General features: G+C 46.5%; 21 protein-coding genes, 1 tRNA gene and 1 pseudogene. 14 read left to right on the plus strand and 9 right to left on the minus strand.

What is annotated here, in order from left to right:
- The first annotated feature begins 9 nt into the window (after nt 1-9).
- The 10 genes from phnM (at nt 10) to AC3AQ9_RS12375 (ending at nt 8,452) form a co-directional block, all read left to right on the plus strand.
- A complete protein-coding gene (gene phnM / locus AC3AQ9_RS12330; RefSeq protein ID WP_488307787.1) occupies nt 10-1,191 on the plus strand; it encodes a phosphonate metabolism protein PhnM in 1,182 nt (393 codons plus the stop codon).
- A 24-nt stretch (nt 1,192-1,215) separates the two neighbouring features.
- Complete coding sequence (gene phnL / locus AC3AQ9_RS12335; RefSeq protein WP_488307788.1) at nt 1,216-1,941, plus strand: phosphonate C-P lyase system protein PhnL; 726 nt, start codon at nt 1,216-1,218, stop codon at nt 1,939-1,941.
- Complete coding sequence (locus tag AC3AQ9_RS12340) at nt 1,931-2,746, plus strand: PHP domain-containing protein (RefSeq protein ID WP_488307864.1); 816 nt, start codon at nt 1,931-1,933, stop codon at nt 2,744-2,746. The genes phnL and AC3AQ9_RS12340 overlap by 11 nt, the downstream gene beginning before the upstream one ends.
- A 100-nt stretch (nt 2,747-2,846) precedes the next feature.
- On the plus strand, nt 2,847-3,890 hold the full coding sequence (locus AC3AQ9_RS12345; protein WP_488307789.1) for a PhnD/SsuA/transferrin family substrate-binding protein: 1,044 nt from the start codon (nt 2,847-2,849) through the stop codon (nt 3,888-3,890).
- A gap of 76 nt (nt 3,891-3,966) precedes the next feature.
- Nucleotides 3,967-4,749 carry a phosphonate ABC transporter ATP-binding protein gene (phnC, locus tag AC3AQ9_RS12350; protein WP_488307790.1) on the plus strand — a complete coding sequence of 261 codons (783 nt, stop codon included), beginning with the start codon at nt 3,967-3,969 and terminating at the stop codon, nt 4,747-4,749.
- A 12-nt stretch (nt 4,750-4,761) separates the two neighbouring features.
- Entirely contained in the window at nt 4,762-5,550 is a 789-nt protein-coding gene (phnE, locus tag AC3AQ9_RS12355) for a phosphonate ABC transporter, permease protein PhnE (RefSeq protein WP_488307791.1), read from the plus strand.
- Nucleotides 5,550-6,398 carry an ABC transporter permease subunit gene (locus AC3AQ9_RS12360; RefSeq protein WP_488307792.1) on the plus strand — a complete coding sequence of 283 codons (849 nt, stop codon included), beginning with the start codon at nt 5,550-5,552 and terminating at the stop codon, nt 6,396-6,398. Before phnE (AC3AQ9_RS12355) ends, AC3AQ9_RS12360 begins: the two co-directional genes overlap by 1 nt.
- A gap of 129 nt (nt 6,399-6,527) precedes the next feature.
- Nucleotides 6,528-7,226: an aspartate/glutamate racemase family protein gene (locus AC3AQ9_RS12365; RefSeq protein WP_488307793.1), complete on the plus strand. Its 699-nt coding sequence runs from the start codon at nt 6,528-6,530 to the stop codon at nt 7,224-7,226.
- Nucleotides 7,227-7,341: 115 nt separating this feature from the next.
- Nucleotides 7,342-8,022, plus strand: a complete 681-nt coding sequence (locus AC3AQ9_RS12370) for a hypothetical protein (RefSeq protein WP_488307794.1) — start codon at nt 7,342-7,344, stop codon at nt 8,020-8,022.
- A 226-nt stretch (nt 8,023-8,248) separates the two neighbouring features.
- Entirely contained in the window at nt 8,249-8,452 is a 204-nt protein-coding gene (locus tag AC3AQ9_RS12375; protein WP_488307795.1) for a thioredoxin family protein, read from the plus strand.
- Between the two features lie 120 nt (nt 8,453-8,572).
- On the opposite strand, the gene AC3AQ9_RS12380 is transcribed toward AC3AQ9_RS12375, so the two are convergent.
- Nucleotides 8,573-9,391: a squalene/phytoene synthase family protein gene (locus AC3AQ9_RS12380; protein ID WP_488307796.1), complete on the minus strand. Its 819-nt coding sequence runs from the start codon at nt 9,389-9,391 to the stop codon at nt 8,573-8,575.
- A 19-nt stretch (nt 9,392-9,410) separates the two neighbouring features.
- Nucleotides 9,411-9,767, minus strand: coding sequence for a winged helix-turn-helix transcriptional regulator (locus AC3AQ9_RS12385; RefSeq protein ID WP_488307797.1), 357 nt, complete (start codon nt 9,765-9,767; stop codon nt 9,411-9,413).
- Nucleotides 9,768-9,901: 134 nt separating this feature from the next.
- Between AC3AQ9_RS12385 and AC3AQ9_RS12390 the strand changes: the two genes are divergently transcribed.
- Nucleotides 9,902-10,459: an NADPH-dependent FMN reductase gene (locus AC3AQ9_RS12390; RefSeq protein WP_488307798.1), complete on the plus strand. Its 558-nt coding sequence runs from the start codon at nt 9,902-9,904 to the stop codon at nt 10,457-10,459.
- Between the two features lie 575 nt (nt 10,460-11,034).
- Here the strand turns inward: AC3AQ9_RS12390 and AC3AQ9_RS12395 are convergent.
- From AC3AQ9_RS12395 to AC3AQ9_RS12425, 7 genes are all read right to left on the minus strand, one after another.
- Entirely contained in the window at nt 11,035-11,634 is a 600-nt protein-coding gene (locus AC3AQ9_RS12395; RefSeq protein WP_488307799.1) for a polysaccharide deacetylase family protein, read from the minus strand.
- A gap of 60 nt (nt 11,635-11,694) precedes the next feature.
- Nucleotides 11,695-12,465 carry a phosphonate ABC transporter ATP-binding protein gene (phnC, locus tag AC3AQ9_RS12400; protein ID WP_488307800.1) on the minus strand — a complete coding sequence of 257 codons (771 nt, stop codon included), beginning with the start codon at nt 12,463-12,465 and terminating at the stop codon, nt 11,695-11,697.
- A 14-nt stretch (nt 12,466-12,479) separates the two neighbouring features.
- Entirely contained in the window at nt 12,480-13,235 is a 756-nt protein-coding gene (phnE, locus tag AC3AQ9_RS12405; RefSeq protein WP_488307801.1) for a phosphonate ABC transporter, permease protein PhnE, read from the minus strand.
- Between the two features lie 12 nt (nt 13,236-13,247).
- Nucleotides 13,248-14,153 carry a phosphate/phosphite/phosphonate ABC transporter substrate-binding protein gene (gene phnD, locus AC3AQ9_RS12410; protein ID WP_488307802.1) on the minus strand — a complete coding sequence of 302 codons (906 nt, stop codon included), beginning with the start codon at nt 14,151-14,153 and terminating at the stop codon, nt 13,248-13,250.
- Nucleotides 14,154-14,223: 70 nt separating this feature from the next.
- The gene (gene selD, locus AC3AQ9_RS12415) at nt 14,224-15,273 is read right to left on the minus strand and encodes a selenide, water dikinase SelD (RefSeq protein ID WP_488307803.1); all 1,050 of its coding nucleotides are present in this window, start codon (nt 15,271-15,273) and stop codon (nt 14,224-14,226) included.
- Nucleotides 15,274-15,329: 56 nt separating this feature from the next.
- Nucleotides 15,330-16,319 carry a glycosyltransferase family 4 protein gene (locus AC3AQ9_RS12420; RefSeq protein WP_488307804.1) on the minus strand — a complete coding sequence of 330 codons (990 nt, stop codon included), beginning with the start codon at nt 16,317-16,319 and terminating at the stop codon, nt 15,330-15,332.
- Nucleotides 16,320-16,502: 183 nt separating this feature from the next.
- Nucleotides 16,503-16,599 (minus strand) — tRNA-Sec (locus AC3AQ9_RS12425).
- A 191-nt stretch (nt 16,600-16,790) separates the two neighbouring features.
- Between AC3AQ9_RS12425 and selB the strand changes: the two genes are divergently transcribed.
- The 3 genes and pseudogenes from selB (at nt 16,791) to selA (ending at nt 20,435) form a co-directional block, all read left to right on the plus strand.
- On the plus strand, nt 16,791-18,701 hold the full coding sequence (gene selB, locus AC3AQ9_RS12430; protein WP_488307805.1) for a selenocysteine-specific translation elongation factor: 1,911 nt from the start codon (nt 16,791-16,793) through the stop codon (nt 18,699-18,701).
- Between the two features lie 77 nt (nt 18,702-18,778).
- A pseudogene (locus AC3AQ9_RS12435) lies at nt 18,779-18,961 on the plus strand (Rdx family protein); the annotation flags it as partial.
- A 61-nt stretch (nt 18,962-19,022) separates the two neighbouring features.
- The gene (gene selA / locus AC3AQ9_RS12440) at nt 19,023-20,435 is read left to right on the plus strand and encodes an L-seryl-tRNA(Sec) selenium transferase (protein WP_488307806.1); all 1,413 of its coding nucleotides are present in this window, start codon (nt 19,023-19,025) and stop codon (nt 20,433-20,435) included.
- Nucleotides 20,436-20,470 lie beyond the last annotated feature (35 nt).

The following is a 20,470-nucleotide window of genomic DNA, read 5'->3' on the forward strand; positions in this document are numbered from 1 at the left end:
TTCGGTACTTTGTATATTATTCATAATGGGAAAATCATAACGGAAACTACGATTTTAGAAGGCCACGCCGTTGTTGTGGAAGGCGAAACGATTCAGGAAATCATTCTCGAACAGCAAGTGATGAATTATCCGGATGCCCAATTGATTGATGCCAACGGAGGTTTTATTTCGCCGGGTTTTATCGATATCCATTCCGACTATATTGAAACGATCGCATCTCCACGTCCGACCAGCATGATGGATTTCGATATCAGCTTGCGGGAAGCGGAAAAGATCCTGATCAGCCACGGCATCACGACGATGTTCCATTCGCTGTCGTTTTACAAGGAAGATGTATTTTCCCATAAACCGATGCGAAACCCGAATAATATCCAGCGCATGGTGGACGCCATCGATGCAACGCATAACCGGCTGCACCTGATCCGCCACCGGCTCCATGCTCGTTTTGAAATCGACAATATCGACGAAGTCGGCCAGCTGGTAAGAAATATTGAAGACGGCAAAGTCCATTTGCTGTCATTTATGGATCATACGCCGGGTCAAGGGCAATACCGCAACCTGGAAGTTTACCGGGAAACACTGAAAGGCTACCGCGATATTTCCGATGCGGACGTCAATGTCTTGATTGCGGAGCGCCAAAGTACCGAGTATCTGACAGCTGAAAAAATCAAGGAAGTGGCGGACATCGCTTTGGCAAGAGGCATCGCCGTAGCGTCCCATGACGATGATGATTGTAAGAAGCTGGATTTGGTGAAAAGCTTTGGAACGACGATCAGCGAGTTTCCCATCACACTGGAAGTGGCGATGAAAGCGAAACAGCTCGGACTTTACACCATTGCAGGCGCACCAAACGTCATGCTTGGCGGATCACATTCCGGGAACTTGTCAGCAGCCGAAGCCATCGGGCATGGCTGCATGGATATCCTGTGCAGTGACTATTACCCGTCTGCTTTGCTCCATGCCGTGTTTGACCTCCATGAGAAATACGGCAACGATCTGCATGACATGTTCATGATGGTTACTTTGAATCCGGCAAAAGCGGTTCAGTTGGACCATGAACTAGGCTCGATCACAGCTGGAAAGAAAGCCGACATCCTGGTGATTGAACGCATGGAAGACGGTTATCCGATGCTGACTGCAACAATGGTCAATGGCACGCTGATTACGACCACTAATTACCGTGTGAAATAACTCAAAACGAGAGGAGGCAACACCATGTCCATGTTGGAAATAGCAGGATTCGGCAAGAGATTCACCATTCATCATTTAAACAAAACCATGCCGGCCATTGAAGAAATCTCCTTTTCTTTAGAAGCCGGAGAATTTATCGGCATTGTGGGCAAGAGCGGCAGCGGAAAATCCACCATTTTGAAAAGCATTTACCGCACATATTTGCCGGATACCGGCCGGATTCTTTATGACTCGGAAAAATACGGATTGATCGACCTTTCCCAAATATCTGAAAGGCAAATGCTGTATTTGCGCAAATACGAAATCGGCTATGTTTCACAGTTTTTGAACGTCATGCCAAGGACGACTTGCCGGCAGCTGGTGGTGAACGCTTTGCTTGAAATGGGTGAAGACGAGGGATTGGCCGAGCTGGAAGCGGAAAAAGCGCTGACTCATTTTGAACTGGACCCGAAATTATGGGACAGCTACCCGAATACGTTTTCCGGCGGAGAAAAGCTGCGCTTGAATATCGCCATGGCAACAGTCAAGAAACCGCGCTTGCTGCTGCTTGATGAACCGACGGCGAGCCTGGATCAGCAATCGAAGATCAAAGTGCGGGAAATCATTGAAAAGCTTAAGAGAAACGGCACGACGCTGGTAGGGATTTTCCATGATATCGAGTTCATGGAAGGGCTGTGCGACAAAGTATACGATATGCAGTCAAGAACATTGACAATAACCGAAAAAGTAGGTGTTGGCACTGAGAGCTGATTTGCATGTCCATAGCCATTATTCCGATGGTTCGGATTCAGTCGCGGATGTACTGCAGCGGGCAAAAGCTTCTGGCGTGGAAGCGATCAGTTTTGTCGACCACGATACGGTGACTGGCTGGCCTGTTATTAAAGTGCTGGCATCGGGATACGGCATTAAAGCGATTCCAGGGATCGAGATATCGGCATACGACTTTAAGCGGAACCGGAAAGTGCATATTCTTGGCTATAACTACAATTCGGAGGCGAAGCATATAAAATCGCTTTGCGACAAGTTATCAGAAAGGCGCCATCGTCATTCCCTTTGGCAAATCGAACAAATCAAAGCGGCCGGATTCGACCTGGATCTGGAAGCGATCATCGTCTCTGCGCTGCCATCAAGAACGGTCTATAAACAGCACATCATGAAAGGGCTGACGAATGCGGAGTATTCTTCTATTGAATATCAGCAGCTTTATCAGCGCTTGTTCAAAGGACAAGGGCCTGCGGCAGGTGATATTGACTATATCGATGCATTGGAAGCAGTCAAGGCGATCAAGGCGGATGATGGACTTGCCGTTGTGGCCCATCCCGGCCAGCTTGATTCCTACGAGCTGATTCCGGAGCTTGTCGAGGCAGGCCTTGGTGGAATTGAACGCAACCATCCGGATCATACAGCGGAAGACTTTCAGAAAGTGGAGAAGCTTGCTGAGAAATATGGTCTGGTGTTGACCGGCGGAACCGATTATCATGGTGGATTCGGCTCACCGATTGATATAGGGGATATTGTGAGCCCCGTGGCTGTAAACAATTTTAAAAGTCTATGAAGTTCCTGTAAATTGCGATTTTTCTATCATGTATTATGTTCTAATGAAACAGACAAAGCAGGAATACCTGCTCATATTCAGTTAAAAAGGAGAATCAACCATGAAGAAGAGAAATTCGGTAATGGCAATGTTTTTGGGAGCGGCTTTACTGTTGTCTGCGTGTTCTGACGGCAGTGCGGAAGCAGGAAAAACTGAAGTGGATGATGTCATCAAAGTGGTATGGTATCCGAACGAATCAGGTACAGACATGAAATCTTCCCGTGACGAGATCGGACGGGTTATTGAAGAAGCGACCGGCAAAGAAGTGGAGCACCAATTGACAACGGATTATGCCATTGCCATTGAAACGATGGTTAATAATAATGCGGACTTGGCATTTATGGGAGCACAGGGCTATATCGAAGCAAAAAACGGCAACGATGCGATTGAGCCCTTGGTGGTGCCTACCGGCGAATCCGGAACTTTGGACGATGCCATCTATCACAGCTTGCTTGCTGTTAATGTCGACGACCAGGAAAAGTATAAAGCCGATGGCGAGTTTTCGCTGGACACCTTGGAACAAAAAAGCATGTCATTCGTATCGAATAGCTCAACTTCAGGGTTTGTAGTGCCTTCTTCTACAATCATTGAACATTTTTCTAAGAAATCAGGCTATGAAGATTTGACGCCGGAAGATTTGATGGAAGGCGGACCGCTCTTCTCTCAAGTGCTGTTCGGAAACTCGCACCAAGGATCGGCAGTCAACCTCTTAAATGGCAGTTCTGAAGTGGCGGCATTCTGCGATACTTGCGTAGAAAACTATGTGGAAGTAGCAGAAGGCGAGGCCAATACAGTGGGCTCAGTTTACAAAGTGAAAGACGATGCAGCAGAACCTTTCAATACGGTTGCTGGCAGCGAATTTGCCTTGATGGAAGTCACTCCGGTACTGAATGCGCCATTCGCAGCTAATATGGAAGTGCTCGGGCAGGAAGACTACGACAAGTTAAAAGAAGTGCTCACTTCAGATGAAATCGCCAATAACGAAAAGATTTTCGTCCCTGAAGATTCCGGTAAACCAGGTTTGTTCTTCAAATCAGCGGAAGAGCGCTTTGCACCGGTTGAAGACGAGTGGTTCAATCCAATTCGCGAACTTTCAAAAGAATAGCCATGGACAACAGAGTATGCGTCTATACCGCTGCATACTTTGTATGACTGAATTGCTGAAAAAGGAGCGGATGAAAATGTCTTTATTGCAAATCGAAAATCTCGGTAAATCCTATAATTCCGAAACAAAAGTGCTGCAGAACTTGAGCTTCGAAGTGGAGTCAGGGGAATTCGTCTCGGTCATCGGTCCTTCCGGCGCGGGAAAGTCTACGCTGCTCCGATGCATCAACAGGATGGTCGAAATTGATGAAGGAAAAGTCTTTTTTGACGGTCAGGATGTAGGGGCTTTGAATAAAAAGGAATTGCGGAAACTACGCACGAATATCGGCATGATTTTTCAGCATTACAATTTGGTGCCGCGTTTATCGGTCATTGAAAACGTTCTGCACGGACGCTTCGGCTACAAGACCACGCTGCAAGGCATCTTCGGGAAATTCAATGAACAGGAAAAAGAGCATGCTTTCTTTCTGCTGGAAAAACTGGGCATTGAAGAACATGCCTATAAGCGCTGCGACCAGTTGAGCGGTGGCCAACAGCAGCGGGTCGGCATTGCGCGTTCACTGATTCAGGAGCCGAAAATCGTTTTATGCGATGAACCGATTGCATCGCTTGATCCAAACGCTTCGAAAGTCATCATGGACCATTTGAAATCGATCACACAAGAACTGGGTATCACGTGTATTGTCAACTTACACCAGGTAGACGTGGCGCGAAACTATTCCGACCGCATAATCGGTTTGAACAAAGGCGGCATTGTTTTTGACGGGCCAAGCAAGCTGTTGCAGACACATCATACGGACGCCATCTACGGAACGAAAACCCAAACTATTCCGGAAATCAGGGAACTGGTTACGGTGTAAGGAGCAATGACAGTGAATGAAAAACATATGAAAACCAGCCGGAAAGGGCAGACGATTCTTTTTATCCTGTTGATTATCGGAATGACCATTGCTTCTTCCGCAATCACCGGCTTTAATATCGTTCACGGCATTGCGACCTTGCCTGAAGCACTTGGCTGGATTTTCTCCAATTTATTTATCACACAGGAATCACTGGAACGTTTGCCGACGATTCTGGATAAACTGATTGAAACCATTCTGATGTCTGTTGCTGCAACGACTACAGGAACAGTTGTCGCTTTTTTCTTTGGGCTCATGGGCTCCAAAAGCACGGGAACGAACAAAGCCATCGGAGCATTTGCACGCTTCGTTGCTTCTGTTTCACGGAACATTCCAGTAGTCGCCTGGGCTTTGATTTTGCTGCTTTCATTCGGACAAAACTCGGTTACCGGGTATTTGGCATTGTTTGTGGGATCAGTTGGATTTCTGACACGGGCGTTCATAGAATCGATTGATGAGACCAGCCAAAGTGCAGTAGAAGCGCTGCGGGCAACGGGAGCAACTTACTTCCAGATTGTTTTTAAAGCCGTGCTTCCTCAATGTTTGCCCCAGATGATCAGCTGGATTTTATTCATGATTGAAACCAATATCCGGAATGCGACGCTGGTCGGGATTTTAACAGGTACCGGCATCGGTTATAGCTTTGACCTGTACTATAAAACGCTCAACTACAATGCGGTTGCCCTTGTCACTTTCAGCATTGTGCTGGCAGTCATCTTGATTGAGCTGATATCAAACCATATCCGGAAGGTGATTCTGTAATGGAAGCAAGCACATACATAAAACGCAAAGCGGATGGCCGAATTTCCATCAAAACGGGCAGCCCTTCGGAGAAGGTGATTGCCTGGACACTAGCAGCACTTACTGCTTTAACGGTTTTGGCGTTTCTGTTCTTTGATTATACGGGACTGGATTTGGCAAAAGCTGTTCCCGAAACGATCTATAACCTAAAAACGATGTTCTTTGAACCCGCACTCACCCATTTCACATGGGGAGAGGCATTCTATCAAGTCGGCATCACGCTTGGTCTTGCCTTTTTGTCCACCATCCTGGGAGCGGGAATCGCTTTTTTCCTGGCTTTGATGGCGGCTGCCAACTTATCGAAAGCCTGGGTTTCAAAATCGGTAAGGGTTGCAGTGGCGTTTATCCGCGCAGTGCCAACGGTCCTATGGGTGCTGATTTTTGCCATTGCGGCAGGGCTTGGCAGTGAAGCGGCAGTGCTCGGGATGCTGTTCCATTCCATCGCTTATTTAGTAAAAGCCTTTTCGGAAGCTTTTGAAGAAGTGGATAAAGGCATCATCGAAGCACTTCGAGCGACTGGTGCAAACTGGTGGCATATTGTCGTGCACGCTGTTCTGCCTTCGACTTTCACCTACCTGCTGTCCTGGACTTTCCTGCGCTTTGAAATCAACTTTTCTGTGGCTGTGGCAATGGGTGCTGCCGCAGGAGCAGGGGGAATTGGTTTTGAATTATTTATGGCATCCGGATTTTACTTTGACTTGCGCGAAGTGGGGATGATCACATATATGATTTTGATTTTCGCGATTGTCCTGGAAATCGTATCCACCCGCCTGAAAGGCCGGTATTTTCCAGCAGCTGTGAAAAACTGATTTCAGAAGCTTTCCATTTCTATGGAAGGCTTTTTTGATTGAATGAAAATAGAAAAGTGATTAAAGCAGTCGGGATAATGGGTATAGTAGGGGTTAAATGGATTCCGTTTATCAAAGGAGAGAAGTCTTATGCGGAAATTAGGCCTTATTGGAGGGACAGGTCCCGAATCGACTGTCGATTATTATCAGGCGATTATCGCCAAGTATCAGGAAAAGACAGGGAATAATGAAGAACTTCCCGAATTCCTGATCAATAGCATCAATATGTACAAAATCTTTGAGCTGCTGGAAAAAGGGGAGACAGAGGATCTCACCGATTATCTGGCATTGGCTGTGCTAGCCCTCGAAAAAGCAGGAGCTGAGTATGCCGTATTGACCGCCAATACGGCACATATCGTATTTGAAGAAGTGCAGAAAGAAGTTGGGATTCCGCTGATCAGCATTGTAGAAGAAACTGCCCGTGCCGCTGATAAAATGAAGTTGGAGAAAATTGGCCTTCTGGGCACTAAGTTCACGATGGAAAATGATTTTTTCCAAAAAATCTTTACTGCTGCCCAAAAAGAAATTGTCGTGCCGAATCAGCAGGAGCAGGATTTCATCCATGAGAAAATTGTAGAAGAATTGGAAAAAGGCATCGTTGAACCTGAAACGAAAGAGGAGTTTCTAAAAATTGTGTCACGGATGGCAGAGCAGGAGGGTATCCAAGGAGTCATACTCGGCTGTACGGAGCTGCCGATGCTGATTAAACCGGAAGATTCGGCTATTCCGCAGATGAATACAATGGAAATCCATGTGGAAGCGATTGTCGAAGCGATGCTGAGAGAATAATGTCATTGCAGAAGCTGACCAAGATGTCTGCTCTTTGAAAAAGTTCTTTTTGCTGTAACCAATTATTTCCTGGAAGCGTCTACTCCATAAAGCGTAAATCAATGGAGGCAGGTCTATGAAAAGACTAGTAATCCTGGTATTGGTTTGCCTCAGTTTAGCGGCTTGCCAATCACACACGGTCATCGATTGGGTTGACTTTATTCAGTTTGAAGGCAAGCATTACACTTCAGTAGATTCTGCGGTCATCAAAGAGGCGAGTGGCATTGGAAAAAAGGCAGGGGAAGTAAATTTTAAAGTGGCCGATAACATCGGCAACCCCAGTTACCAGGTTAAAAACGGCGATGCGGCTTTTTGGGAAAAAGGCACCGATCTTTTTGAAGTCAATGGCTTGCCGGAGCTGCTGGCTGTAGCGGATGAGCATGAAGTGAATGGCTATCGCCTATACGTGGAAGAACAGGCAGGGAAAGATTTTCCGCACCACTTCAAAGACGTGGAGCTGGAGCGTGTGAAGAGTATCGAAATTTATACAGGAGAAAATGTCCCGGAACTGTTAAACCGCATTACCGATGCCGGAGAACTTGAGGAATTCAAAAGACTTTTGACTGAAGCTTATATACCTCCGCCGCCGGAAGAAAAGGCGGAACATCAGGATCCGGATATCTATCAAATGGTTTTATACACCGATGCAAAATTGGCCCATTCATTTTATCTCTACAAAGAAAACGGACAATGGCTATGGCATCCATGGAATCAGCAGTTTCTGCCGGACGAGATTGAGAAGTTGATCAAGCCTTAAGCCAATAAAATTCGGGCAAGCTTTTCTGCCGCTGTCCTGAGAGCAGATAGTTTGATGGAAAAAACGCCAGCCTTTACACTGGAAAAGTAGCGATAAAGAGCTGCTAAGAGGGGGATTGAATATGGTTAAGTCCATTAGTACAGAAGAATATAATACACTTGTGAAAAACGCCAACAAACCGTTTGTCCTTGATTTTACAGCAGACTGGTGACCAAGCTGCCGTTTTTTGGGGCCGGTGGTCTCAAGCGTAGCTGAACAACTTGATTCAGTTGATTTTTACAAGGTGGACGTCGATGAAGCACCGGAACTGGTTAAACAATTCGGTGTCCAAAGCATCCCGACTTTAATTTTGATTAAAGACGGCAAAGAAGCGAATCGCTCGGTCGGATTTATTCCGGAAGAGCCGATAAAAGAATTTGCGCAGTCTTAATGCGAAAAAAAGGACCCTTTTAAAAGGGGCCTTAGGCTGTAGGCAGGCTCGGGAGTTTCGAGCTGCCTATGGCTTTTTTAATTTCACAAGGATTTTGAGAGCTTCTCTTGTTTATGCCTGCTAATCCACTTGAATTTCTTCCACTGTTTGTTCCACTTCCGCACGGGTAATCTTTTCACGGCCATCTTTCATCGCTTTTAAAGATTTATGGGCCAACGCCAATGGCAGACGGCAGAACAATAAAATACTTCGCTTATTGAGTGACTTCATATAGTCGTCTGCTTTCGCCAAGTTTTCATCCGCGTAGTCAAATAATTCTTTACGGGTCCAGCCATCCGGAACGAAACTCACTCCGCGCTCCTCTAAATCCTCCTGCTCATTACGCAAGATGTTGACAGCCTGCAGGCCGCGACCATAACCGATGGCAAGGTCCCGGTCTGTTTTGACACCGGCACATCGCTCCCATAGTTCTGACAGCATCACTCCAACAAGCCCTGCTACGTAATATGTATAGTCATCTAAATCATCACGTGTATGGATTTGCCAGTTTGCCTTTGCCCATTTCGCCATGCCAAAGGCCATTTCACTAGCCGAATCCATCACGATTTCCAGCGTGTTCTCTGGGCACGCCTCTATCCACTCACCTAAACGAAGCGTGACTTCAGGCATTGCCTCTTTTACGGGCCCGATAATCTCTAAATATTTCTGTTCATTGAAAGGATGTTTGAACAGTTCGCTCAATTGCATTAGGATTGTGTATTTAACCTCGTTGGCTGTTTCTTCATGATCCTCGATTTCATCGATTGCCCGAAAGATCAAATAAGCGGATGCAACCGAATGCTTTAAGTCCTTTTGCAAAAAAGTGATCGGGATATAAAATGTGCGGCTTGTTTCTTTTAATACACGGATAGCTTCCTTTGGGAACTTCTTTTCATTCATATGATCAATCTCCTCCATCTCAATTCAACTTGTCCAGTTTTTTCAGGCTTTCAATATGCTGCAGGTGATTTTTTCCCCAATCATGCAAAGTCTCCATAAGAGGTTCAATCGTTTTGCCGTATTCAGTTAACGAATATTCCACTTTTGGCGGAACTTGCGGATACACAACGCGTTTGATCAAATCCTGCCCTTCCAGCTCTCGCAGGTGAAGCGTCAGCATTCTTTGGGTAATATCAGGTATACGTTTTTTCAATTCATTAAACCTAAGCGTCTCTTCTGCTAATAAATGCTGCAGAATAATTGGCTTCCACTTACCGAGAAGGGTGTTGAGAGAACTTACCACCTGACATTGCTCTGGGTTAATATTTTTCTTCAACTTCGTCACTTCCTCCTAAGTACCTTTTTTGATACTATGAAACATTTTTGTGCCTACTTACATTTAAGTCATATATACATGATAATGTAATTGTAACTATTATTCATTATACTAATTAAAGGACGTGAACTGAAATGAAAGTAGTGGCGATTGTAGGCAGTGTTCGTGAAGATTCCTATAATAAGAAGTTGGCAAAGTACGTGCAAAAAAGGTATGCGGACAAATTTGATTTGGAGATTTTAGATTTATCCGGGCTTCCTATGTACAATCAAGATATCGAAAACGATCCAACGGAAGCAGTAGTGAATTTCAAATCGAAAGTCAAGGCTGCGGATGCTGTACTTTGGGTTACCCCGGAATATAACGCGACCATTCCCGGTGTACTTGGCAATGCCATTGACTGGTTGTCACGCGTTGAGAAAGTGATGATCGGCAAACCGTCTTGGATTATGGGAGCTTCAATGGGGAACCTTGGCACCGTAAAAGCACAGGCTCATTTACGCGACATTTTGTTTGCAGCTGGGCTTCAATCTCCAGTTCTTCTTGGTAATGAAGTATATGTCGGCGCCGTTCATACGAAAATGGACGAAGCTGGAGATATCACGGATGAAGCGACCATCGCATTTTTAGACACGGTTGTTTCTAACTTCTTGCAATGGATGGAACAATCAGCAAAAATCCAATACGCGTGAGCTTAAAGGTTTCTATAAATTATACTTTATGCTTGTTACATAAAGATCTCAAATCGATACGGTAAAACAAAAAGAGGTTTCGGAATGAATTCATTCCGAAACCTCTAGCTTGTTGAGAAAGTTAAAGTTTTTTAGTTTTCATCACTTAACCGATATTCCGCCAATCAGCTGCGATGCAACGCCCTTTCATGTCTCGAAGCTAGCGCAGCGGCGGTTTTTTTTCATGCACCGAAGCTAGCGAAGCGATGCAGGTGCAATGCAAAGACAGAGACAGTACGGTTTTCTTCGCCGCTTGGTCAATATCTAGAGAGCAGGAAGCAACAGAAGAGAACTTATCTAAACAGTCGTGATTACAGAGAACTGTAAAAGTGATAAGCGGAAGCTGAATGCAGCGGAAGGTGGGCGACTCCTGCGGAAATAACATGAGCTGAAGGCCCCGCAGGAGCGAAGTGACGAGGAGACTGAAGCCATGTCCGCGGAAAGCGTCCCACCTGGAGCGAAATGATGAATAAGGGGGCCGAGAATTTCTCGACACCCTGAAGGTTTTGGAATAAGTCTATTCCAAAACCTCTTTTCTATTCAGCTGGCAATCCGCTAAAGCTATAGCCTTTTTCCCGGATCGCTTTGATCAAGTCCGGCAGGATATCAGCAGTATGTTGGAGTTCATGGAGCAGGATGATGGCGCCGTCTTCGAGGTTATCCCGGACGGTGCACACTATTTGCTGAGGGCTTTCTTTCAGCTCCCAGTCCATGGAAGCCACTCTCCACATCACTGTCTTCACATCCAGCACTTTTGCCGCTTGAAGAGTATCATCATTAAACTGGCCAAACGGCGGGCGGAAATGCTTTACTTCAAACCCGGTCACTTGTTCAATTCTCGTGATGCTGTTTTTGATGTCCTGGTACTGCTCCTCAAAAGAAAGGTTTACTAAATTCAAGTGTTTGGTCGTATGCGACCCGATTTGATGGCCTTCTTCAAGAACTCGTTTCCAGGGCCTTGCCGGATGCAGCAGACGAGTCTGCCAAAAGAAAGCAGCAGGAACATCTTCCTGTTTCAGTACATCCAGAATCTGTGGCAATGCCCGGCTAGGGCCATCATCAAATGTAAGGACAACCGATTTTTTTTCAGCTTTCGGGTTAACGGTTATGATATCAGGGTTAGATGAGCCGTACACGACTCTGGAACTATCAACTGCTCAAGGACTTTTCATCATGCTGATCTTCTCCTTGTGAATTCAGATTTCAGCGCCAAAGAAATAATCCTGGGACTTTGACTCGTAGGTTTCCCGGTATTCGGCTTCCGTGAAATTCCCGGGAAGGCCGTCAAAAATAACTTTGCCGTCTTTTAAAGCGATGAGGCGGGTAGCATAGCGCTTGGCCAGTTCGATATCATGTACATTGATGATGGTCAACAAGCCGAGCCTTTCATGCATTTCTTTCAGCAAAGTGAAAATGTGATTGGATGTACCTGGATCAAGGCTTGCCACCGGTTCATCACCGAGCAGCACACATGGCTGCTGAACCAGTGCGCGTGCTATGCCGACACGCTGTTTTTGTCCGCCGCTCAGCTGTTCCACACGGCGGTCCATCATTTCGGACAATCCGACATCTGCAATAACGCTCTTCGCAAAGTCGATTTCTTCCGTTGTGAACCAGCCAATCAAATTCTTAAAGGAAGACCGGTAACCGAATGTGCCGGTCAGCACATTCTGCAGGACACTGAGCCGGGGAATTAAATTGAAATGCTGAAAGATCATTCCCATTTCCCGCCTGATTTTCCGCAATCCGTCTTCACTGGCGTTTGTGATGGTCTTGCCATCCAGGTGAATTTCACCGGATGTAGGTTTTTGCAAGCCATTGATGCAGCGGATGAACGTGGATTTTCCGGCGCCGCTTTTTCCGAGCACGCAGATGAAATCACCTTTTTGAAGTGACAAATTCACATCAGAAAGGGATTCTACGGTGTTTCCATCATAAAGGACAGATAGATTTTTTATCTCAATCATTAAGCCTGCCTCCTTCATATAATCCGCTTCCGGACATAGCTGGCTAAAAAGTCGATGATAATTACCATGATCATGATGATCAATACATCAAGAGAAACGGATGAGTACTGGAACGTTTTAAAGTCATTGAACAAGCGCTGCCCGATTCCGCCTCCGCCAATAAATCCTAAAACAAGGGAAGTTCGGATAGCCACTTCAAAACGATAGAAAAACTGGGAAAGGACATTTGGCCAAATCTGCGGCAGAATGCTGAACAGGTTGGCAATCCACATTTTAGATCCCACTGCTTTCATCGCTTCCTGTGGTCCCGGGTCGGCCGCTTCGATCAATTCGGAGATCAATTTGCCAAACACCCCGACATTATGGAACATGATGGCAATCACTGCCGGAAATGGTCCAAGCCCGAGTGTCGTCAGCAAAATCAAACCAAAAACGATTTCGGGAATGGAACGGACAAAACTTAGCACAATCCTTGAAGATTGGAACAGGAACGGCGAAGGTGACGTGTTCCGGGCGGCGATAAAACTGATCGGCAAAGCGATCACAAGACCCAGGAAACTCCCCAAAAAAGCCATTGCTAAAGTTTCAAGTGTATCCTGCACCATATCCGGCAGCAAAGAAAAGTCCATAGGGAACCATTGCGAAAGGAAATCGATCATATTGCGGAAATCCTTGAATTTCGACAGATCGAATTCAGTCAGCCTCATGCTGAGAAAGACGAATACGATCAATATAGCCAATGTCAGTAAATTGCTTTTTTTAAACCACACCCAAGATCAACTCTATTCTTTAATGATGCCCTGTTTGATTGCAGCTTGTCTGATGCTTTCATAATCTTCGTTGCTTGCTTCTGTAAAGCCGCTTGCCCCAAAGGCGTCAAGGATTTCCGGATCATCGATCGCCAGGAAAGCTTGCTGCAGTTTTTCAATCGTATCTTGGTCGGTGCTTTCTAGAACAGCCCAAGGATACTGAAAAAGTTCTTCCGATTCCCAAATGATTTTCAACTGGGAATCATCGATTTTTCCTGCTTCAACCAATTGGTTGTAAATGGCACTGTCGATTGCACCTGCATCGACTTGTTTGTTCTGGACAGCCAAAGCGGTCGCATCATGTGAGCCCGTATAGCGCACCGTACTGAATTGATGGTCATCTTCCGACTTATAGACGCCGCGGTCCTGCAATTCTATAGAAGGAATCAAAGAGCCGGAAGTGGAATTGGGGTCCCCAAATGCAAAATCGACTTCTTTGGAATCTTTAAGCATGTCTTCTATAGAATTCCATGGGTTGTCTTTATGGGTAATGATGTACGAATGATAGAACGGTTCACCATCCACAAGTTGTGTGATGATCGCTTTTGTACCGCTGTTTTCCTGTGCAATGACGAAAGTCAATGGCCCTAAATAAGACATATCAATTTGATCGTAGTTCATTGCTTCGACTACGCCGTTGTAATCAGGATAAACTTCAATTTCCACTTCGCGTCCAAGTTCTTCACTCAGAATGGTTTGCAATTTATCCATTGCCCCTTGCATAGCGCCTTCTGTTTGGGCAGGAATAACCCCAATGGTAAAGGTATCTTGTTCTGCTTCACCGCCCGAAGCCGGATTTTCTTCTTCTGAATTGCTTCCGCATGCAGCCAATAATAGTGTCAGGCCCAAGAGGATCGCTGCTATTTTCAAGTTTTTCAATGGTGGCACCTCGCTTTAAGTTTTTATTTTTTCCATTATGTAAAACAAGGACTCAAGCAGAGTCCTTGTTTTAGATGACGTGGATTCTTCCAGCGTTTTCGCTGGTCACTTCGCCAATAATTGAAGACTGTACATTTCTTGCTTGCAAATCGCGAAGCAATTCCTCCGCTTCATCTTCCGGAACGGAGATCAATAACCCGCCGGATGTCACAGCATCACAAAGAATCAATTGATCCAGCTTGCTGATGCTGCTGTCATAGTCGATATCTGCAGCGAGCCAGCTGTGGTTTTTATACGTGCCGCCCGGAATGACATGCTTTTCGGCGAACTCTTTCGCTTTTGACAGAACAGGAACGTCTTTATTGGAGATCGTCACGCCGACGTTGCCGCCTTTGGCGATTTCCATGGTGTGGCCAAGCAGGCCGAACCCTGTAATGTCGGTACACGCATTGACCGAATAATTTTCCATGGCCTCGGCTGCGTCTTTGTTCAAGGCTGCCATAACTGCCATAACTTCATTCAAATCTTCAGTTTCCAAAATGCCTTGTTTGATGGCGGTCGTTAAAATACCAACGCCGATCGGTTTCGTTAAAATAAGGCGGTCGCCCGGTTTTGCACCGGCATTCGAGCGGATCCGGTCCGGATGGATGGTTCCTGTAACAGAAAGCCCGAACTTTGGCTCCTTGTCATCGATGGAATGTCCGCCAACCAGTGTGGCACCGGATTCTTTCACTTTATCAGAAGCACCGGCCAAAATTTCCGCCAGGATGCTTTTATCGAGCGTATTGATTGGGAAAGCGACAATGTTCATGACGGTCAATGGCTTGCCGCCCATCGCATAGACATCGCTGAGTGAATTGGCAGCACCGATTTGCCCGAACATATAGGGATCATCCACAATAGGGGTAAAGAAATCCAAAGTCTGGACAAGTGCAACTTCATCACTGATTTTATAAACACCTGCATCATCGGCTGTATCCAGTCCGACGAGGAGATTTGGGTCTTCTACATTTCTCGGTAAATGACGCAGAACCTGCGCCAGGTCCTCAGGACCAATTTTGCAGCCTCAACCACCTTTAGATGATAAAGACGTTAACTTAACCATATCTTTTTCAGTCATTTTGATTCACTCCTTTTAATGAAATTAAATCTTTGCTGTGGTATAGAAAAACTGGCTCACTGCAATATGCTCTTGTAGATGTTCAGCAAAGCTTCCGCTTCACGGATGCTGGAGTGCTGTTCGGCGGCATACTGTTTCGCCTGCTGGCCAAGACGTTGCCTGGCTTCATCATTATTTAGCAGCTGTTCTGCATAATTGAGGAATTCCTGTTCGTCATTGTACAGATACCCCGTACTGCCATTTTCAACCATGCCGCTATTCCCTTGGACATTTGAAACCAGGACGGGCAAACCATAACTCATCGCTTCCAAAATGGCAGCGGGCTGGCCTTCCGAAAGGGAAGTGTTGAGCACCACATCGGCTTTTTCGTACACTGCGCCCATTTGCAGGTGGGGCAGTTCGCCGATATAGCGGATCCAGCCGGAATGCTGTTTAGCCAAGCCGAGTACAATTTCCGCTTCCTCTTCTTCAAGGACCGGGCCAACCAGCCAGAGCCGGAGGTGAGGATGCCTTTCATGCAGCTTGCCGAGCGCTGAAATAGCGGAAGGAATATTCTTCACTTTTCTGATTCCGGCAGGCAGTACATATAAAAAAGTGCCAGTCTCTTTTTCCAGCGGCGGACTGGCTGAAGGAAAGCCGCTCGCTCCTTGGGCAATCGGGAAAACTTTATCTGCAAACTCAGGAGTTTCCTGAAGCAAGATGCTTTTTGCGGCCTCGTCAAAAACATGGATTGCTTTTGCCTCCTCCAGAACTGAAAGAACATTTTCGCGCTTTTGCGGATGGAATAAATCAATGTTCAAGTCGGTGCCGGTCATGGTCACGATAAAAGGGTCAGGGCGTTTCTCAAGCCGCTGCATAAACTGGTAAAAATAATGGGCATGGAAACCGTGGACCAAATCAGCAGGCGGCAGAGGCTTGACTGCTTCGGTCGTGGAGACAATCTCAGTCTGGATACCCAGCTTTTCTAAATTAGCGGCAATCCTCCGGACCGTCACAGTATTGCCGCGTGGCTGCGGATAATTAGGCGCTGCCAATACAATCTTCATGGGTATTCAATCCTTTGTAGCTCTGGCGGGCAGAGGATTTTGGCAATAAGCTGGAGAAAAGCGGATCTCTTTTTTAATTATCATGAAACCAGGGAAATTTGTCACTTATCGTGCCTGAAACCGCCGGATTATTTTTTAAGAAAAAAAGGCTGCCCGGCAGGCAACCTTTGTGGATCGTATGTATGGCGGGATTGTGTGGGAATCGAACCCACCGAGCCTGGCACGCAGGCCCCTCAGGGTTTTGAAGACCCAGGAAGACACCAGTCACCCATCCAACCCCCTTATAGCTGGTTCTGTATAAGTCTATATTGAAAAAAGGGGAAGTGCAAGAAAGGTGCTTAATAAATAGTTGGAAATGAATCGATCAAAGAGAATGGCATTTTTTAGGGAAACTAAAACCCTTCGCTTGAAACCCTCCTTGGTGAAGATTAAAGTAGAGGTACTAAGAATCTTAGAAAGCGTGTGAGCGGAATGGACAATACTTATTTTACGATTGGAATGGCCGGGCATATTGATCATGGCAAGACCACACTGACAAAAAAATTGACGAATGTCGATACGGACCGTTTAAAGGAAGAAAAAGAGCGCGGCATCTCGATTGAACTGGGGTATGCTCCGCTTCAGACAGAAGACGGCACCCATGTATCGATTGTCGACGTTCCGGGACACGAGCGTTTTATCCGCCAAATGATTGCCGGAGTGGCAGGAATCGATTTGGTGGTTCTGGTGGTGGCGGCAGATGAAGGCGTTATGCCGCAGACCGAAGAACATCTTGAAATCCTTCAGTTTCTGGGAATTGAACATTGTATTGTCGCTATTTCTAAGATTGACCGGGTTGATGAAGAAATGCTCGAACTGGTGACAGATGACATCCAGGAACGCCTCGAAGGGACGATTTTTGACGGCGCTCCGTATGTCCTGGTTGATAGCCTATCCGGCAAAGGCATCAGCGAGTTGAAAGAAACGATTTTCAACGAATTGAAAAAAGTGAAGTACCGTGATGCATATGGTTCGTTCCGATTGCCGATCGATCAGGTTTTTACAGTGCAAGGACAAGGCACGGTCGTGCGGGGAACGATATACGAAGGAGTCGTCCAGCAGGGGAGCCAGCTGACGCTTCTTCCGAAAGGCCATAAAGTAAAAGCGCGGCAAATTCAAGTTCACCATGAGGAACAGCTTCAGGCAAGGGCGGGGCAGCGGACAGCCATCAACTTAGGCGGCATTGACAAGACGGACGTAACCAGGGGCGATGTGCTCGTGGCGTCCGACCATTTTATGGTGACAGATACGATTGATATAGCGCTTCAGCTGATTGACGGCGATTTTTCGCCGCTCAAACAGCGGGCGCCTGTGAAAGTCCATGTAGGAACTTCTGAAGTAATGGGCAAAATCGTCTTTTTTGACCGCAACGAGCTTGCCGCGACAAAAGAAGAAGTGCTTTGCCAAGTCCGGCTGGAAGAAGAAATTGTGGTGCGGCGCGGCGACCGCTTTATTTTGCGGCGTCCGACTCCGGTGAAAACATTGGGCGGCGGCTGGGTCATCCAGCCGAAAGGGGCCAAATACCGCTTCGGTAAAGAAACGATGGCTATGCTGTATGCTATAAAAGAAGGGACGCCGCAGGATTTGATAGAAGATGTGTTGGACAAGCACATCGTGCTGGATGTTCAACAATTGATTCAGCAGACTTCGCTCGATGGCCATGTGCTGCAGGAAACCCTCCTAAAGGGGCTGGAAGAAGGGCGATTGCTGGAAGTGTCTCCTAAAAAATACAGCCTGGCGAAAACATTTGCGAGAATAACCGATGAAATGCTTGGCCGGCTCGACAGCTACCATGAGGAATTTCCGATGAGAATGGGCATGAGCAAAGCCGAACTTGTACAGTCGCTCAGCGGCGCTTATCCGAAATTGTTCATTGAATATAGCTTGAATGCGTTAACCGCACAAGAAAAAATCAAGAAAATCGACCAATTTATCGCATTGGCTTCTTTTGAATCGCATTTGCCGAAAAAGTGGAAAACCCGGATGGAAGGAATTATCGCCTCCTTGGAAAAGGATGGCCTGCAAGTGAAAAAATGGGACGAATATTTCGAAGGGACTCCGTTGCCGAAAAATGACATTCCCGAACTGACGCTTTATCTGCTGAACACCGGACAGGCATTCCGGCTGCTCGAAGATACGCTGATCCACCATAAAGCATTTGAACAGGCAGTAGCTAAACTGCAAAACGGGACGGACGAAGCATTCGGGTTAAAAGAAGCAAAAGATGCGCTCGGCGTCTCAAGAAAATACTTGATTCCGTTCCTGGAATTGCTGGACGGACTGAACCTTACCAGCCGTTCGGAAGAGCAGCGGCATTGGACGGCTGAAGTAAAATTAAAATAATAAAAGAGTTAAGAGGAGGAAGAATCATGGCCTACAGAATTTCAATTGAATTTTGCATGCAGTGAAACTATGCCCCAAGAGCCGCAAGTTTTGCGGAACAGTTGTTTACCCATTTCCGATCGGACATTGCTTCACTCGAACTGATTCCAAGTTCAGGAGGAGCTTTTGAAATCACCGTAGACGGAGAAAAAATCCATTCCAAACTCCGCACCAGACAACATCCGGACATTAACGAAATCATCCGGATGATAGAAAAATAGATATTGCGGAAAGCTTGCCTGCGGAAATCGCGAAGTTCCGCAAGTAGATAGGGGAATTAAGATGAAACAATATTTGCGCCAGCTTCCGCCGGTACATGAATTGCAGAATGATAAGCGCTTTGAAGAATTCCGTGAAGAATTTCTCCTGACAGCTGAACAGGCAACGAAATTCATCCAGCAGGAACTCCGCGATTTGCGCGAAGAAGTATTGAGCGGACAGTTGCCTTTTTCACCGTCTCAGCAAAATTTCGCCAATACAATTTTTGGGAATGCTGCCCATAAGGCACGCCAGTGGAATGAAGATCGCTTGATGCGCGTCATTAACGGCACCGGCACCATTCTGCATACCAATCTGGGGCGCTCGCGATTGAGTGAACGCGCTGTTGCCCATATCACAAGAGCTGCACGGAATTATTCGAATCTGGAATACCGGATTTCGGAAGGCAAGCGGGGGTCCCGCCATGAAATCATTGAAGATCTTCTAAAAGAGGCTACGGGTGCTGAAGCGGCTATGGTCGTGAACAATAACGCGGCGGCCGTGTTTTTGGTGTTGAGTGCATTGGCCAAACACAAGGAAGTCATCGTTTCGCGCGGTCAGCTTGTTGAAATTGGCGGTTCTTTCCGGGTTTCTTCCATTATGGAAGAAAGCGGCGCCAAACTTGTGGAAGTAGGGACGACCAATAAAACGCATTTATTTGATTACGAAAAGGCACTGAACGAAGAAACCGCCATGATCATGAAAGTCCATACCAGCAATTTCCTGATGGTCGGCTTCACTGAAACAGTGGAAACTGAAAAACTTGTCAAGCTGAAGAACCATCACGATGGAGTAGTGTTTTATGAGGATTTGGGAAGTGGTGCACTATATGACTTCAAAAAGTATGGCATTGGCGATGAACCGCTCGTACGGGAAGTGATTGCTTCAGGTGCGGATGTAGTTTCCTTCAGCGGCGATAAATTGCTTGGCGGGCCTCAGGCTGGCATCATTGCCGGGAAAAAAGAAGTGATCGACCGTTTGAAAAATCATCAACTGGCCCGGGTATTAAGGGTCGATAAGCTGACATTTGCTGCTCTTGAGGAAACATTGAAAGCTTATGTCATCGGCGAAGGAGCCGCCATGGAATTACCGACTGTCCGTGATGTGATCCGGCCGATTGAAGAAATCCGCCAGCAAGCGGAAAAATTCATCGCTGATCTGGAGTCGAAGACTTCGGTGTATAAGCTTTATTTAAAGGAAAGCACTTCGCAGATTGGCGGTGGCACGATGCCGGGGGTAGAACTGCCGACATATATGGCCGGCATTTCCCATATTAATTTGTCGGCACAGGAACTCGCGGAAAAGATGCGGGGCTGCCGTCCGGCTATTATCGCTAGAATCCAGGACGAACGGGTCTGTATCGACTTCCGGACGATTGAAGAGGGGGAAATGCCGGAAGTGCTGAAAGGCCTGATGGACATCGAAATGGGAAAGTGATGAAGTGAATTCTATAGGAAAAGCAGGAAGCTTTA

This window comes from Planococcus sp. VCh962 (genome assembly GCF_057748275.1).

What these genes read in the sequence shown, in the direction of transcription:
- phnL (WP_488307788.1), top strand. Translation starts at nt 1,216, where the DNA reads ATGTCCATGTTGGAAATAGCAGGATTCGGCAAGAGATTCACCATTCAT.
- AC3AQ9_RS12345 (WP_488307789.1), top strand. Translation starts at nt 2,847, where the DNA reads ATGAAGAAGAGAAATTCGGTAATGGCAATGTTTTTGGGAGCGGCTTTA.
- phnC (WP_488307790.1), top strand. Translation starts at nt 3,967, where the DNA reads ATGTCTTTATTGCAAATCGAAAATCTCGGTAAATCCTATAATTCCGAA.
- AC3AQ9_RS12360 (WP_488307792.1), top strand. Translation starts at nt 5,550, where the DNA reads ATGGAAGCAAGCACATACATAAAACGCAAAGCGGATGGCCGAATTTCC.
- AC3AQ9_RS12365 (WP_488307793.1), top strand. Translation starts at nt 6,528, where the DNA reads ATGCGGAAATTAGGCCTTATTGGAGGGACAGGTCCCGAATCGACTGTC.
- AC3AQ9_RS12370 (WP_488307794.1), top strand. Translation starts at nt 7,342, where the DNA reads ATGAAAAGACTAGTAATCCTGGTATTGGTTTGCCTCAGTTTAGCGGCT.
- AC3AQ9_RS12380 (WP_488307796.1), bottom strand. Translation starts at nt 9,391, where the DNA reads ATGAATGAAAAGAAGTTCCCAAAGGAAGCTATCCGTGTATTAAAAGAA.
- AC3AQ9_RS12390 (WP_488307798.1), top strand. Translation starts at nt 9,902, where the DNA reads ATGAAAGTAGTGGCGATTGTAGGCAGTGTTCGTGAAGATTCCTATAAT.
- phnC (WP_488307800.1), bottom strand. Translation starts at nt 12,465, where the DNA reads ATGATTGAGATAAAAAATCTATCTGTCCTTTATGATGGAAACACCGTA.
- AC3AQ9_RS12420 (WP_488307804.1), bottom strand. Translation starts at nt 16,319, where the DNA reads ATGAAGATTGTATTGGCAGCGCCTAATTATCCGCAGCCACGCGGCAAT.
- selB (WP_488307805.1), top strand. Translation starts at nt 16,791, where the DNA reads ATGGACAATACTTATTTTACGATTGGAATGGCCGGGCATATTGATCAT.
- selA (WP_488307806.1), top strand. Translation starts at nt 19,023, where the DNA reads ATGAAACAATATTTGCGCCAGCTTCCGCCGGTACATGAATTGCAGAAT.